This is a genomic window from Paludibacterium sp., assembly GCF_019232825.1.
In the GTDB taxonomy this organism is placed as follows: Bacteria; Pseudomonadota; Gammaproteobacteria; order Burkholderiales; family Chromobacteriaceae; genus Paludibacterium.
In genome coordinates this window covers 26,361-40,204 of the sequence record NZ_JAFAND010000117.1, presented here as the reverse complement: position 1 = coordinate 40,204, position 13,844 = coordinate 26,361, and the positions used below count along the sequence as shown (strand labels likewise).

Annotated in this window: 13 protein-coding genes; all 13 read left to right on the top strand. The window is 65.2% G+C overall.

Annotation, left to right across the window (positions count from 1 at the left end):
- Positions 1 to 10: 10 nt before the first annotated feature.
- The 13 genes from fliR to aspA all read left to right on the top strand — a co-directional run bounded on the left by fliR (position 11) and on the right by aspA (position 13,784).
- Positions 11 to 793 carry a flagellar biosynthetic protein FliR gene (gene fliR / locus JOZ06_RS15040; RefSeq protein ID WP_293233860.1) on the top strand — a complete coding sequence of 261 codons (783 nt, stop codon included), beginning with the start codon at positions 11 to 13 and terminating at the stop codon, positions 791 to 793.
- Positions 794 to 858: 65 nt separating this feature from the next.
- The gene (locus JOZ06_RS15035) at positions 859 to 1,818 is read left to right on the top strand and encodes a hypothetical protein (RefSeq protein WP_293233858.1); all 960 of its coding nucleotides are present in this window, start codon (positions 859 to 861) and stop codon (positions 1,816 to 1,818) included.
- 153 nt (positions 1,819 to 1,971) lie between these two features.
- Positions 1,972 to 2,700: a YebC/PmpR family DNA-binding transcriptional regulator gene (locus JOZ06_RS15030; protein WP_293233856.1), complete on the top strand. Its 729-nt coding sequence runs from the start codon at positions 1,972 to 1,974 to the stop codon at positions 2,698 to 2,700.
- Between the two features lie 153 nt (positions 2,701 to 2,853).
- Positions 2,854 to 4,143 (top strand): Xaa-Pro aminopeptidase, encoded by a 1,290-nt coding sequence (gene pepP / locus JOZ06_RS15025; RefSeq protein ID WP_293233854.1) that lies wholly within the window; start codon positions 2,854 to 2,856, stop codon positions 4,141 to 4,143.
- A gap of 17 nt (positions 4,144 to 4,160) precedes the next feature.
- Positions 4,161 to 5,333, top strand: coding sequence for an FAD-dependent monooxygenase (locus JOZ06_RS15020; RefSeq protein ID WP_293233852.1), 1,173 nt, complete (start codon positions 4,161 to 4,163; stop codon positions 5,331 to 5,333).
- Positions 5,330 to 6,478, top strand: a complete 1,149-nt coding sequence (locus tag JOZ06_RS15015; protein ID WP_293233850.1) for a UbiH/UbiF family hydroxylase — start codon at positions 5,330 to 5,332, stop codon at positions 6,476 to 6,478. The genes JOZ06_RS15020 and JOZ06_RS15015 overlap by 4 nt, the downstream gene beginning before the upstream one ends.
- Before the next feature lie 11 nt (positions 6,479 to 6,489).
- Positions 6,490 to 7,230, top strand: a complete 741-nt coding sequence (locus tag JOZ06_RS15010) for a DsbC family protein (protein WP_293233848.1) — start codon at positions 6,490 to 6,492, stop codon at positions 7,228 to 7,230.
- Positions 7,231 to 7,327: 97 nt separating this feature from the next.
- On the top strand, positions 7,328 to 8,098 hold the full coding sequence (locus JOZ06_RS15005) for a hypothetical protein (RefSeq protein ID WP_293233846.1): 771 nt from the start codon (positions 7,328 to 7,330) through the stop codon (positions 8,096 to 8,098).
- Positions 8,099 to 8,313: 215 nt separating this feature from the next.
- Positions 8,314 to 8,574 carry an acyl-CoA-binding protein gene (locus JOZ06_RS15000; RefSeq protein WP_293233844.1) on the top strand — a complete coding sequence of 87 codons (261 nt, stop codon included), beginning with the start codon at positions 8,314 to 8,316 and terminating at the stop codon, positions 8,572 to 8,574.
- Between the two features lie 156 nt (positions 8,575 to 8,730).
- On the top strand, positions 8,731 to 10,158 hold the full coding sequence (locus tag JOZ06_RS14995) for an ATP-binding cassette domain-containing protein (protein WP_293233842.1): 1,428 nt from the start codon (positions 8,731 to 8,733) through the stop codon (positions 10,156 to 10,158).
- A 150-nt stretch (positions 10,159 to 10,308) separates the two neighbouring features.
- Complete coding sequence (locus tag JOZ06_RS14990; protein WP_293233840.1) at positions 10,309 to 11,334, top strand: LD-carboxypeptidase; 1,026 nt, start codon at positions 10,309 to 10,311, stop codon at positions 11,332 to 11,334.
- Between the two features lie 19 nt (positions 11,335 to 11,353).
- Positions 11,354 to 12,265: a LysR substrate-binding domain-containing protein gene (locus JOZ06_RS14985; protein WP_293233838.1), complete on the top strand. Its 912-nt coding sequence runs from the start codon at positions 11,354 to 11,356 to the stop codon at positions 12,263 to 12,265.
- 115 nt (positions 12,266 to 12,380) lie between these two features.
- Positions 12,381 to 13,784, top strand: a complete 1,404-nt coding sequence (gene aspA / locus JOZ06_RS14980) for an aspartate ammonia-lyase (protein ID WP_293233836.1) — start codon at positions 12,381 to 12,383, stop codon at positions 13,782 to 13,784.
- Positions 13,785 to 13,844 lie beyond the last annotated feature (60 nt).

Genomic DNA, 13,844 nt, shown 5'->3' with positions numbered 1-13,844 from the left:
ACGCCGCAGCATGGTCACCATCAGCGATACCCAGATCAACGCCTTGCTCGGCCTGTTCATCTGGCCGTTCACGCGCATCAGCGGCATTATGATGGCGGATCCGTTCTATTCGTCGGGCAGCACGCCGCGCACCTATAAGGCCGGCTTCGCGTTGTTTCTCACTTTGCTCGTGACGCCGGTGCTGCCCAAGTTTCCGGTGATTCCGCTCGTGTCGGCCGAAGGCGTGGCGATGCTGATTCAGCAGTTGTTGATCGGGCTGTCCATCGGCTTCGTCATGCGGCTGGTGATGGGCGCGGTGGAACTCGCCGGTCTGATCATCGCCAACCAGATGGGCCTCGGCTTCGCCACTATGTTCGATCCGCAGAACGCCTCGCAGGTGCCGACCATCGCCACCATGCTGACGCTGTTCGTCACGCTGCTGTTTCTGGCGTTCAACGGCCACCAGGTGGTGCTGGCGACGCTGATCGACAGCTTTCAGGTGATGCCGATCGGCAAGACGGTGCCGTGGCAGACTTGGCGCGTGTTGGCCGAGTGGGGGTCGCACCTGTTCTTCTGGGGGTTGTGGCTCGCGCTGCCGGTGATCGCCGCGCTGTTGATGACCAACTTGGCCATCGGCGTCATGACTCGCGCCTCGCCGCAGTTCAACATCATGTCTTTCGGTTTTCCGCTGACGCTGACCATCGGCTTCGTGGCCCTGTACATCTCCCTGCCGATGATGGTGCCGATCGTCGAGCAGATGTATCGCGCGGCGTTCTCCTTCGCGCTGGAAATGTTCCGCGTGACCGCCAAATAGCGCGCCGAACTTTTTTCTACTATGTGTAGTCAACCATAACTCATTATTTTCGCGGGTTGATTATCATGCGTTACCGCTTCGCAGCGCCGGCGGCAGCCTTGTGCCTGTCTCTGCTCGCTCTGCCGGCTATGGCGGCGCCGGTTAACTTTCTCTTCGCGAGCTCGGGCGATTTGCCGCAGCTCGCCGACTTGCTTTCCCGACCCGACGTCGATGGGGCACAAGTGGTGTACACCTGGAAAAATCTGGAGAAAGGCAAGGGGCAGTACGACTTCTCCGCCATCGAGGAAGACCTGGCCTACACCCGGAAGCTGAACAAGAAACTGTTCATCCAGATCCAGGATCGGTTTTTCGACCCCAAAGCCCGCAACGTGCCGGACTACCTGATGGCCGAGCCGGCCTACAAGGGCGGCATCGTGCCGCAGGTGGACAACCCGGGGCAGGGCAAGCTGCCGGCCATGGGCTGGGTGGCCCAGCAGTGGAACCCGGCGGTGCAGCGACGCTATCAGGCGCTGCTCAAGGCGCTGGCGGCCAAATTCGACGGCCGGGTCTACGGCGTCAATCTGCCGGAAACCGCCATCGACATCGACCAGAAGCGCGACGCCACCGGCTTTAGCTGCGAGCGTTACTTTCAGGCCGAGGTGCAGAACATGCAGGTGGCCAAGAGCGCCTTTCAAAAATCCCAGGTGGTGCAGTACGTCAATTTCTGGCCGTGCGAATGGGAGAACGACCACCGCTACATGTCGCGCCTGTTCGCTTTCGCCGCCAACAACCATATCGGACTTGGCGGGCCGGACGTCGTGCCGTACCGCAAGAGCCAGATGAAGAACGCCTATCCGTTCTTCAACCGCTACAAAGGCAAGTTGCCGATGGTGGCCATGGCGATCCAGGAGCCGACGCTGACCTACACCAACCCGAAAACGAAAAAGCCGTTCTCCAAGGACGAAATCGTGTCGTTCGCCACCGATTATCTCGGTGCGAATATTCTGTTCTGGACGCCGGAAACGCCTTGGCTTAAGCGCAAATGACGTCCCTCGGTCAGGGTAATGCGTAAACGTCGCCGGGCTGCTAGAATGCCTGCACGTTGCGCGACGCGCGGTCAAAGCCTCGCGCCGTCTCGTTCCGGATTCAAACCGGGCCGCGCCCGTTAGGGCGGCGGCCCTTCATGTATTGAGGCGACTATGGCAGGACATAGCAAGTGGGCGAACATCAAGCACAAGAAGGAACGCGCCGACGCTAAGCGCGGCAAGATCTTCACGCGCCTGATCAAGGAAATCACCGTGGCGGCTCGCATGGGCGGCGGCGACGCCGACATCAACCCGCGTCTGCGCCTGGCGGTGGACAAGGCGCTTGACGCCAATATGCCGAAGGACAACATCCAGCGCGCCATCGACCGTGGCACGGGCAGCCTGGAAGGCGTCGACTATGCCGAAATCCGTTACGAAGGTTATGGCATCGGCGGCGCGGCGGTGATGGTCGATTGTCTGACCGACAACAAGACCCGCACCGTGGCCGACGTGCGCCACGCCTTCTCCAAGTATGGCGGCAACATGGGTACCGACGGCTGCGTGGCGTTCCAGTTCACGCACTGCGGCTACATGGTGTTCGCGCCGGGCGTGGATGAGGACGCGATCATGGAAGCCGCGCTCGAGGCCGGCGCCGACGACGTGGTGACCAATGAAGACGGCTCGATCGAGGTCATTACCGCTCCGTACGAATTCACCGACATCAAGGCCAAGCTCGAAGCCGCCGGCTTCAAGGCGGAGATGGGCGAGGTGACGATGCGTCCGCAAAACGTGACCGAGCTCGCGGGCGAAGACGCCGCGCGCATGCAGAAGTTGCTCGACGCGCTGGAAGATCTGGACGACGTGCAGGAAGTGTATACCTCGGCCGAATTCGACGAGGAGTGATCGGCGCCTCGCGCGTCGTGGGCAAAAACGGCAGGCGCGCGCCTGCCGTTTTTGTTTGCCGTCATGCCTTCCCGGCCATGCGGGGCAGGAGTCCACGCCAACTGCATACGGGTGTACACTGCTCTACGTCTCAAGCTCGAAAGAACCCATACCATGAAACAGATGCACGAAGACCGCCGCGCCCGTTTGATGGCGCACATCGGTTCGGGTGTGGCGGTGTTGGCCACCGCGCCCGAAGCGATTCGCAATGCCGACACCCACTATCCCTACCGTTCCGACAGCTATTTCTGGTACCTGACCGGCTTCGGCGAACCCGGCGCTGTGCTGGTGCTCGATGCGACCAATAACAAGAGCATCCTGTTCTGCCGCGCCAAAGACCCGGAGCGCGAGGTGTGGGACGGTTTCCGCTATGGCCCGGAAGGCGCCAAGCAGGAATTCGGCTTTGACGAGGCGTATCTGATCGACGAGCTGGACCAACGCATGCCCGACATTCTGGCAGGGCAGCCCGAAGTGCACTGGCCGGTCGGACGCAACGCGGCGTTCGACGTGCGGGTGTCCGGTTGGCTCGACGCGCTGCGCGCGCGCTTCCGTACCGGCGTCGAGGTGCCGACGCGCTTTGTCGACGTGTTGGCGCAACTGGACGAGATGCGCATCGTCAAGGACGAATACGAAATCGGCATCCTGCGCCGCGCCGGCAAAATTTCGGCCGAAGCGCACGTCCGCGCGATGCAAGCCACCCATCCAGGCATGAACGAATACCAAATCGAAGCCGAGATCCTGCATACCTTCATCCGTCAGGGCGCGCGCTTCCCGTCGTACGAAAGCATCGTGGCCGGCGGCGCCAACGCCTGCACGCTGCATTACGTCGGCAACAACCACCGTCTGAACGAGGGCGAGCTGCTGTTGATCGACGCCGGTTGCGAGCTCAACGGCTATGCCGGCGACATTACCCGCACCTTCCCCATTAGCGGCAAATTCAGCGCCGCGCAACGCGACGTCTACGAAATCGTGTTGGCGGCCGAACTCGCCGCCATCGAGACGCTGCGCCCGGGCGCGCGGCTGAACGAGCCGGGCGACGCCGCGCTGCGCGTGCTGGCGCAAGGCATGGTCGATCTGAAGCTGTTGACCGGCACCGTCGACGGCATCATCGAATCGGAAGCCTATCGCCAGTTCTACATGCACGGCGTCGGCCACATGATCGGCCTGGACGTGCACGACGTCGGCAAGCGCAAGGTGGACGGCGAGTGGCGCGAGTTCAAGCCCGGCATGTGCACCACCATCGAGCCGGGGCTGTATATCCGTCCGGCCGACAACGTGCCGCCGGCACTCGCCAACATCGGCATCCGCATCGAGGATGACGTGCTGATCACGCGCGATGGCCGTGAAATCTATACCGCCGAAGTGCCCAAGCGCATCGACGACATCGAAGCGCTGATGGCCTGATCCCGGACCGGCAACCGATGAATAGAGACGTTTTGCACGGCGACGTCGCCGTGATCGGCGGCGGGCCGGCGGGAGCGCTGGCCGCGCTGCTGTTTGCCCGCCAGGGGCGGCATGTGCTGCTGTTCGAGGCGCGCGCGGAGGGTGAAGTGATTCGCGACGCGCGCGCCTTGGCGCTGTCGGCCGAAAGCCAACGGCATCTGGCCGAGGCCGGCGGCTGGCCCGCCGGCTTGCCGGCCACGGCCATCGATACCGTGCACGTGTCGCAGCAGGGCTGTTGGGGGCGCACGCTGATTCGCGCCGCCGACGTCGGTTTGCCGCACCTGGGGCAAGTGGTCGACTACGCGGCGTTGACCGCCGCGTTGGACGCCGAACTCGCCGCGGCGGGCGTCGACGTGCTGTGGGGTTGTCGCGCCGAGGCGCTCGATACGCTCGCCGGCTTCGCGCGCGTGCGCTATCACGGCGCGCAAGGCGCGGGGGCGGCCACGGCACGGCTGGCGGTGCTGGCCGAGGGGGGCGCCTTGATCGACACGCTGGCCGGCATTCACCGCGATGAGCACGACTACCATCAGACGGCCTTGCTGGCGCAAGTGCGCTTCGATGCGCCGCACCGCGGGGTGGCCTACGAGCGCTTTAGCCAGGATGGGCCGCTGGCGCTGTTGCCGTACGGCGACGGCTGCATGCTGGTCTGGACCCGCAGCCCGGCCGATGCCGAGGCGCTGCGCGACGGACCGCCCGAGGTCCTGGCCGCGGCGCTGCAAAAGGCTTTCGGCGAACGGCTGGGCGCGGTGCGTTCGGTCGAACGGCCGGCGACGTTCCCGCTGCGGTTGCGCCGCGCGAGCCGCGTGACCGGCCGGCGCGTGGCGCTGATCGGCAACGCCGCTCAGACCGTGCATCCGGTGGCGGCGCAAGGGTTGAATCTGGGCATCCGCGACGCGGTGACGCTGGCGAGGTTGACCGCCGGCGCGGCCGATCCGGGAGAGCCCGCGCTGCTGGCGCGCTATGCCGCCGCGCGCAAACCGGATACCCGGGCGGTGATCGGCTTTACCCATGGCTTGATGCGCGTGTTCGAATCGCGCGACCCGCTCGTCGGCGTGGCGCGCGCCGTCGGCATGAACCTGCTGGACGCCTTGCCGCCGCTGCGGCGCCGTTTCGCCGGCCATCTGGTCTTTGGCCTCGGGGGCGACGTATGAGCGAACCGGTTTTCGACGTCATCGTCGTCGGCGGCGGTCTGGTCGGCGCGAGCCTGGCCTTGGCGCTGTCGCGTCAAGGGCGCGCTGTGGCGCTGGTGGAGCCGCGCCCGCCCGAAACCGATGGTCTGGAGGCGGGCTGGGATACGCGTATCTACGCCGTCAGTCCGCAAAACCGCGATTTTCTGGCCGGGCTTGGCGCTTGGCCCGATGCGCGCCGTATCGGTCGCGTCGCCAGCATGGACGTGCGCGGCGACCGCGATGGCCGGCTCTCCTTCAGCGCCGCCGAGATCGGTCAAGTCGAGCTCGCCGCCATTGCCGAGAACCGCTGGATGCTGGCCGCGTTGTGGCGCGCCATCCGCGCGAGCGGCATCACCGTGGTCGAGGGGCGGGCGCAGCGTTTCGATACCGATCCGCGCGCGGCCCGTTTGACCATGGACGGTGGCGCCGTGCTATCGGCGTCGCTGTTGGCCGGCGCCGATGGCGCCAACTCCTGGCTGCGGCGCGAGGCCGGCATTGCCGCCTCGGTGCGGCCTTACGGCCAATCCGGCGTGGTGGCCAATTTCGCCTGCGCGTTGCCGCATGGCGACTGTGCGCGGCAGTGGTTTCTGGGCGATGGCGTGCTGGCTTGGCTGCCGTTGCCGGGGAACTATTTTTCCATGGTGTGGTCGACATCCGATTCCGAGCGTTTACTGGCGCTGGATGCCGCGACCTTGGCCGAAACGGTCGCGCGCGCTGGCGGCGGCGCGCTGGGCGCCTTGACCGCGATTACGCCCGCCGCCGCGTTTCCGCTGCGGCTCATCCGCCCCGATAGCGTCATCGGCCAGCGGCTGGCGCTGTTGGGCGATGCGGCGCATACCGTGCACCCGCTGGCCGGGCAAGGGGTCAACCTGGGCTTTCAGGATGCGGCCCGGCTGGCCGAGCTGATCGGCCGCCAAGGCGATCCGGGCGAATGGGCGTTGCTGCGCCGTTACGAGCGCAGCCGCAAGGAGGCGGTGCTGACCATGCAGATGACCTGCGACGGTCTGTTCCGCTTGTTTCACCAGACGGCGCCAGGGCTCGCGCATTTGCGCAATACCGGTTTATCGCTGGTCAATCATCTTGGGCCGCTCAAGCGGCTGCTGGCTCGCTTTGCCGTGGGCTTTTAACAAGGAACGACATGAACAAAACCCTGATTCGCCTGGCAGTGGCCGGGATTTTGCCGGCGCTGTTGTCTTGCGGCGCCAACGCCGACAACAACGGCAACGCCCAGCTTGCCGCGGTGAAAAAAGCTTTCGAGCAGCGTTTCACCGACCGCCAAGTGCTGGCGGTGCGCGTGACGCCGCTCAAGGGCATCTATGAGATCGACGTTCAGGGTAACCAGATCGTCTACGCCGATCAGAAGCTCGATTATCTGTTCGTCGGCGACCTGATCGACGTGAAAAGCGGCCAAAGCCTGACCGAGGCGCGCCAGGCCGAGCTCAACCGCGTGGCATGGAATGTCTTGCCGCTGACCGACGCCATCAAGGAAGTGCGCGGCAACGGCGCGCGCAAGCTGGCGATTTTCACCGATCCGGACTGCCCGTTCTGTCATCAGCTGGAGAAAGAGGGTTTGGCCGGTGTGGATAACGTCACCATCTACACCTTCCTGTTCCCGCTGACCCAACTGCATCCGGATGCGATGCACAAGGCCAAGCAGGTTTGGTGCGCCCCCGACCGCCTCAAGGCGTGGCGCGATTGGATGGATAACGGCGTCAAGCCGTCCGGCGACGACGCGTGCGACACACCGATCGACCGCAACCTGGCGCTGGGCGACAAGCTCGGCGTCAACGGCACGCCGGCGCTGGTGTTCGGCAACGGCCGCCTTGTGGCGGGCGCCATCCCCAAAGCGCAGCTGGAACAGCTGCTCGACGCCAAGTAATTCCCGCCCGTTCGCCAGCCATGCACCCATGGCTGGCGATTCTCGCCTAATTGTTCCTCAGGAATGCCCGCGCGCGCCGGTCTAGAATCCGCGCACCATGGCTAGACTTGACCTGTTCATCGCCAGCATGGGGCTAGTGCCCTGGCTGCTTGGCGCCTGCTCGCTTCACCCCCCGGATGCCGCGCCCTCGACAGGGGAGAGCGCCATGTTGGCGCGCGCGCGTGAGGCCGCGCAAACGCCGGCGCCGGTCGATGGCGGGCTGCGGCGCTTGACGTTGCCCAACCGGCGGATCGGTTACTTGTCGGCCCGCGGCCGCTACCTGATCGTGTGCGACGGCGAATGCCGGCGCGCCGCCAGCCCGTCGCTATTCGCCGCCGGCATGGCGGCGGCCGGCCATCGGCACGCGTCGCTCGACGGGCTGGAGGAGGTGTTCTTGCCGCATGGCCAGATCGTGTACGCCGATCCGGCGCGGCGCGGCGTGTATTGGGGGCGCTTACTCGACGTGAGCGACGGGCGCGATCTGACCCAGGCGCATGCGGATGAGTTCGCGCGCGCGCGCTGGCAGCGGCTGATGCGCGACGCCACGCCGGCCGATGTGCATGGAGAGGGACGATTCGCCGCGGCGTTGTTGACCGGAGATGATCCGAACGCGGCCGAGCCGTTGCGGCAGGTATTGCTGCGGCGGCGGGACCTGCGGCTGTATGTGCTGCCTGGTGCCGATATCCTGGCGGCGGGGCAGTTGCCGGCGCTACTGACGCCGGACGGCCGGGTGCTGAGCCTCGCGGGTTTGCCCGCCGCCGCGCGGCCGTTTTTGCCCGGTGTGTTAAGGGCTTGGCAGGCGGAGGGCGATGCGCCGTCCGCAAGATGAAATGTGCATATTTCGTGTATATTAGGGCCTGTCTGTCAATCTTTTGGCGGTGCACTGCCTTCGGCGAGTGCACCCTACGCGAAGGGGGGTGCCGTTGCGTAGGGCGCAATCGGCGCGCAACGCGCGGCATTGCGCCGAACACCTGACGACGGACCCTAACGCGCGTTGGGCTAACACATAACACATGGGCTAACACATAACACAAAGGAGTAGGCATGTCCGATCTGCAAGCACAATTCACCAAGGCGCAAGCCGACGTCAAAACCCTGGCCGAGCGCCCGGACAACCAAACGCTGCTGAAGCTGTACGCGCTGTATAAGCAAGCCACCGACGGCGACGCGCATGGCGATCGCCCGGGCGCGATGGACTTCATCAACCGCGCTAAGTTCGACGCATGGGAGAAGCTCAAGGGCACGTCGGCCGACGACGCCATGCAGGGCTACGTCGACGTGGTCAAGGCGCTCCTGGAGGCCTGATGACCGATGACGGGGTGGCTCGGCCGCCCCGTTTGCCTTATCATAGCCGCTCTTTCCGTTTTTTCCTCAAGGATGCCGACATGCGCTTCAACGCCTAATCGCCCGTTTTCGGGCAAATCGCGATTCGTTTCGTTGCCCACGCGTGAGAGGTGTTGCATGTCGATGATCCAATGGCAAGGCTTGGGCCTGGCCTTTCCCCATAAAACCTGTTTTTCCGATTTTTCCGGCTCCCTGACCTGGGGCGAACGCATTGCCATCGTCGGCGATAACGGCAGCGGTAAATCCTCGCTATTGCGCCTGCTTGCCGGCGAACTCGCGCCGAGCGAGGGGCGTATCGTCCGCGCGCCGGATCTGACGGTCGGTTACGTGGCGCAGGTGCTGTCCGGCGACGCGGCGCTCTCCGGCGGCCAGCGCGTCAACCAGGCGCTGAGCCGGGCGCTGGCCAGCAGCCCCGACCTGCTGCTGCTCGACGAACCGAGCAATCATCTGGACGGCGACAATCGCCGCGCCATGTTGCGCATGCTGCGCCATTTCGCCGGCACGCTGGTGCTGGTGACGCATGACGAGGCATGGATGGCGCAATTGTGCGACACGCTGTGGATCGTCGAGGACGGTCGCATCGCGGCGTTCGCCGGCCGTTATCAGGATTACCTGGACGAACGCGCCACGCGCCATGCCGCGCTGCTACACGAGCGTGCCATGCTCCAGCAAGACCGCCGGGCGACCCACGAGCGGCTGATGAAGGAGCAGGAGCGCGCGAGCCATGCCCGCCAGCGCGGCGAGAAAGCCATTCGCGAACGGCGCTGGGCCACGGTGAAATCGGCGGCCAAGCTCAGCCGCGGCAATACCACCGCCGGCGACAACAAGGCCGAGCTGCGCGCCTGGCGCGAGGAGATTCAGACGGCGTTGGCGCAAAGCGCGCCGGGCGAGACGGTTGAGCCGGCGTTCTTCTTGCCGGCCGGCGCCAAGCGCACACGCGGCCCGGTGGTCCAGGTCAGCGGCGCCCTGTTCGGCCACCGGGGGGCGTTGACAGCGCCGCTCCATCTGACTGTCGAGCCAGGCGAGCGGGTCTGGCTGGCGGGGGCCAACGGCAGCGGCAAATCGACGCTGGCGCGCGCGCTGGCGGGGGAGACGCGGCTGAGGCTTGGGGGCGATTGGCTGACGCCCGCCGCGGCCGACATCGGCTATCTCGATCAGCATTACGCCAATCTGCCGCCACGGCATAGCGTGCTGCAGGCGCTGTTGGCCTGCGCGTCCGATTGGCCGGCCAGCGCCGTGCGCCATCACCTGAGCCGTTTTCTGTTTCGCCACGACGCGCAGCTCGACATGCCGATCGAGGCGCTGTCCGGCGGCGAACGCGCGCGGCTGTCGCTCGCCTGCATCGCGGCGCGCGCGCCGCGGCTATTGATCCTCGATGAAGTCAGCAACAATCTGGACGCGCGCTCGCGCCAGCATGTGGCCGATATCCTGCAAGCCTATCCGGGCGCGCTATTATTGATCAGCCACGACGAAGCTCTGCTGCGGTCATTGTCCGGGCTGCGCAAGGTGGCGCTGACGTCTGCCGGCGAATCCTCGCCGGGCTGACATGGCGCAGAAAAACCACGTAAATTTGCCACCGCCGGGGGCTTCCATGTTGTAATGGCGGAAATTTTTTCACCAGCCTGGTGCGACATGCCGATGAGTCCTGCGCAACAAGAGCGTCGGCTGGTCCTGAAATGGGGGGCCGTCATTTCCATGAACACTTTGTTATCCGCCTGCGGCAGTCCCGGCACCCCGGCCGTTGCCGGCGATGCGCCGGTGGCGCGGCTGATGGCGCTGGGCGGGCCGATGATCGATCTGCCGCGCGCCGAGCGCGGCGTGGCGGCGTTGCAGGCGCAGGGCTTCCACGTCGACAACCTGGCGGTGCTGACGCGCCGCCAGTCGCGCTTTGCCGGCAGCATCGCCGAGCGCGCGCAAGACCTCAACGCGCTGGCCGACCCGGCCACGCCGATGCCGGCACTGATCATCGCCGCCCGTGGCGGCTTCGGCGCCGCGCAGTTGCTGGCGCACCTCGATTTCGACCATCTATGCCCGCGCCTGAGACAGAGCGGCACGGTGCTGATGGGCTACAGCGACAATACCGCCGTGCAGTTGGCGCTGTGGGCCAAGGGCCAGGTGGCGACCGTGTCCGGCCCGATGCTGTATGGCGACTTCGCCGCCGAGCCGCTGTCGGCCTTTACCATGACCTGGCTGCAACAGGCGCTGCGAACGGGCGAATACGCGCTGCGGGTCGACGCGCCGCAAGCCGCCGCGCCGTTCAAGACTTCCGGCACGCTGTGGGGCGGCAATCTGTCGGTGCTGATGACGCTGGTCGGCACGCCGTGGATGCCGGACGTGCCCGGCGGCATTCTGTTTCTCGAGGATGTCGGCGAGGACGTCTACAAGGTCGACCGCATGCTGACGCAGCTGCGCCAGGCCGGCATTCTGGGCCGGCAAAGCGCTGTTTTGCTCGGCCAATTCTCCGAGCAGCGCAAGGATGGTTTCGATCCCGACGGCTATACCATGGCGGCGCTGGCGCAGACCGTTTCCCGCCAAAGCGGCGTGCCGGTGCTGACCGGCCTGCCCATCGGCCACGTGCGCGACATCGTGCCGCTGCCGATCGGCGGCCAGGGCGAGCTGATCGCCGGCGCCGACGGCTTTACCCTCAACGTCCGCGGCGGTCCGGCGCTCACGCGCTTGCCGGCCGCTTGGGCCGCGCCGGACGCGGCCGCTTCCCTGTAAACGAAAGAAACGACACGACATGGAAACTCGTTGGCTGGAAGACTTCATCGTGCTGGCCGAAAGCGGCAGCTTTACCCGATCGGCGCAGGCGCGCCATCTGACCCAGCCGGCTTTCTCGCGCCGCATCAAGGCGCTGGAGAGCTGGGTGGGCTGCGACCTGATCGACCGCAGCAGCTACCCGACCCGGCTCACGCCGGCGGGGGAGGTGTTCAAAGAGCAGGCGGTGACGATGCTCAACCAGATTCACGCCACGCGCGCGCTGATGCAGGGCATGCGCCCGCTGCCCGAGGACACGATGGAGTTCGCGGTGCCGCACACGCTGTCGTTCTCGTTTTTCCCCAAATGGCTGACGCGCGTGCGCGACGGTTTCGGCGATCTGTCCTGCCGGCTGCAGGCGAGCAACGTGCACGACGCGCTGTTGGCCTTCGTCGAAGGCGGCTGCGACCTGCTGATGTGCTACCACCATCCCAAGCAGCCGGTGGAGTTGTCCAACGACCGCTACGCCGGGCTCAACCTCGGCGTCGAGCGGTTGCGGCCCTACGCCCGCAGCGATGCCCAGGGGCAGCCGGCCTACCGGCTGCCCGGCGACGCCAAGTCGCCGCTGCCTTTCCTCGGCTACGCCGCCAATGCCTATTTCCGGCTGATGACCGAACTGATCATGGAAAACGCGCCGGAACCGTGCCATCTGCACCAGCGCTACGAAACCGATATGGCCGAGGGGCTGAAGAACATGGTGCTCGAGGGACACGGTGTGGCGTTTTTGCCAGACAGTACCGTCGAGCGCGAGTTGACTTCCGGTCAATTGGCGCTGGCGGCCGACGAACGTTGGGGCGTGGATATGGAGATTCGGCTCTATCGCGACCTGAAGCGCAGCCGGCCTGCGTTGGACGCTTTCTGGCGTTATCTGCAGACGCAATACCCGACGGTATGATGCCGTCAATCTATGCATTAAATGCATCGATGAATCGATAATCGGGATTGGCCAGCGCCCGGTCACGCGGCTTAGAGTGCTTCCATCAACCTCTCGTTGTGGACAAGGAAACATCATGAGCACCCGCGTTGAACACGATCTGCTTGGCGAACGTGAAGTCCCTGCCGATGCCTATTGGGGCATCCACACGCTGCGCGCCGTGGAAAACTTCCCGATTACCGGCAAGACCATTGCCAGCTGCCCGGACCTGATCGTCGCGCTGGCATCGATCAAGCAAGCGGCCGCCATGGCCAACCGCGATCTGGGCCTCCTGGACGACAAGCTCGCCGGGGCCATTGTCGAGGCTTGCGAACAAGTTCGCGCCGGCCGCTGGCATGAGCAGTTCATCGTTGACGTGATTCAAGGTGGGGCCGGTACCTCCACCAACATGAACGCCAACGAAGTCATCGCTAACGTGGCGCTGGAAATTCTCGGCCACAAGAAGGGCGATTACGACGTTCTCCACCCGAATGAACACGTTAACCTGAGCCAGAGCACCAACGACGTCTATCCGACCTCGCTGCGCTTGGCCAGCTGCTTCGGCGTCGCCCGTCTGGTCGCCTCGATGCAGAACCTGGAAAACGCTTTCCACGAAAAGGCGCTGGAGTTCAAGGATATCCTGAAGATGGGCCGCACCCAGCTGCAGGACGCCGTGCCGATGACCCTCGGCCAGGAATTCCAAACCTACGCCGTGATGCAAGGCGAAGACCGTCTGCGTCTGGAAGAAGCCTGCACGCTGCTGCATGAAATCAACATGGGCGCCACCGCCATCGGCACCGGCATCAACAGCCACCCGGATTACGCCGGCCTGGTATGCCGCCATCTGGCCAAGCTGACCGGCCTCGACCTCCTCACCGCGCCGAACCTGATCGAAGCCACCCAAGACTGCGGCGCTTTCGTGCAGCTGTCTGGCGTGTTGAAGCGCGTGGCGGTCAAGCTGTCCAAGACTTGCAACGACTTGCGCCTGTTGTCCTCCGGCCCGCGCGCCGGCATGGGCGAAATCAACCTGCCGGCACGTCAGGCCGGTTCGTCGATCATGCCGGGCAAGGTCAATCCGGTGATCCCGGAAGTGGTCAACCAAGTGGCGTTCGAAGTCATCGGCAACGACGTGACCGTCAGCTTCGCCGCCGAGGGTGGCCAGCTGCAGTTGAACGCCTTCGAGCCGGTGATTGCCTACAGCGTGTTCAATAGCGTCAACCATCTGCGCGCCGCTTGCGATACCCTGACCGAAAACTGCGTACGCGGCATCACCGCCAATGGCGAATATCTGCGCCACCTAGTGGAAAACTCCGTCGGTCTGGTGACCGCGCTGAGCCCGTTCATCGGCTACTCGGCCGCCAACGAAGTGGCTGCCGAAGCGCACGCCAAGGGCGGCAGCGTGGCCCAGATCGTCCTGGCCCGCGGCTTGATGACCCGTAAGGAACTCGACGCCGTGTTACAACCTGAGGCACTGACGCAGCCGCGCTGGGTCAAGGCCTGATAGTATTCACCCTTGTCCGGCGGTTCTGTCCTGGCGCCGGACACTTTTCTTCGGCAGACT